General features: G+C 30.1%; 3 protein-coding genes. 2 read left to right on the forward strand and 1 reads right to left on the reverse strand.

Annotated features, from left to right (window positions below; all coding sequences use genetic code 11):
* The first annotated feature begins 75 nt into the window (after positions 1-75).
* Entirely contained in the window at positions 76-240 is a 165-nt protein-coding gene (locus ABDH49_02440) for a hypothetical protein (GenBank protein ID MEN3045836.1), read from the forward strand.
* Entirely contained in the window at positions 219-362 is a 144-nt protein-coding gene (locus tag ABDH49_02445) for a hypothetical protein (GenBank protein MEN3045837.1), read from the forward strand. Before ABDH49_02440 ends, ABDH49_02445 begins: the two co-directional genes overlap by 22 nt.
* A 107-nt stretch (positions 363-469) precedes the next feature.
* Here ABDH49_02445 and ABDH49_02450 read toward each other — a convergent pair.
* Positions 470-948: hypothetical protein (locus tag ABDH49_02450; GenBank protein MEN3045838.1), on the reverse strand; the 479-nt coding region annotated here is incomplete at its 5' end.

The raw sequence follows: 948 nt of genomic DNA on the forward strand, positions 1-948 counted from the left end.
ATAAATTAAGGGAGATAAAAGAGGGCTCTATGTAGTGAAGATTTCTAATGAGAGTTACAAGAGTATAGAAATAAAATGATACACATAGTAAAAAAAGAGCATGCTGATAGTTTGTTAAGTTATTTAAAAAACATTAAAGAAGATGTGCTTTTATTTTTTGGTGTAAGAGACGAAGCATTTTCAATGTGGAGTAAAGAACTTGATGAATTTTTTAAAGAATGGGAGCAAAAATATCTCTGATAGATAAGTATAGATATAGCTACACCTTTGGTGTAAAGAAAAAAGGCGATAAATACATTCCTCTTTTTGAAAAAATTTCACCTAATAAAGTACTCTTTGTCCAAGTAAGGGTAAAAATTTAAAAAAATTCTCATTTTATCAAAAAATCTAGTAATCTCCAACTTCTCTAAAGTGATCCCCCTTTAATTTTTTTTCTTTGCATCAATTTTCTTTTTAATTAAACTTTATTCTAAGGTGAGTTTAGTTTTACAACTTTAAATGGACCAAATACTTTTTTGCCTGAATAAACATAGAGAAAATAAATTCCCTCCTTTAAATCTCCTATCTCTTTGTCTGAGAGCGTCACTGAAAAAGTATATGGATAATTAACTGAATAAACTAAGTCACCTGTACGGCTATAAATAATTATTTCCATTCTTTCTTCAAGAGGCTTTAAAAATTTTATAGTTAAACTATTTTTAAAGAAAGAGGGAATAGAAGGAATTTGTGGTTCTTCTTTTACTGGAATAGATTTGAATTTAGGATTGCTATCCTGCTCTCCAAATAATGAACCACCCTCAAATTTTAAAATAAAGGCATCATAAAATCCCCCTACATGTGTTCCTTGGTAATAGGCGCCACCACCTGGATTGTAAACAGGAAAATTGGCTGAAGAAGTACGTCTAGTTACAAAAGCATTACCTGAAGCATCAACTGCTATTGATAAGC

This window comes from Candidatus Hydrothermales bacterium (assembly GCA_039630235.1).
In the GTDB taxonomy this organism is placed as follows: domain Bacteria; phylum Hydrothermota; class Hydrothermia; order Hydrothermales; family JAJRUZ01; genus JBCNVI01.

Excerpts from the sequence above, each read along its gene's own strand:
- ABDH49_02445 (MEN3045837.1), top strand. The coding sequence starts at position 219 with ATGGGAGCAAAAATATCTCTGATAGATAAGTATAGATATAGCTACACC.
- ABDH49_02440 (MEN3045836.1), top strand. The coding sequence starts at position 76 with ATGATACACATAGTAAAAAAAGAGCATGCTGATAGTTTGTTAAGTTAT.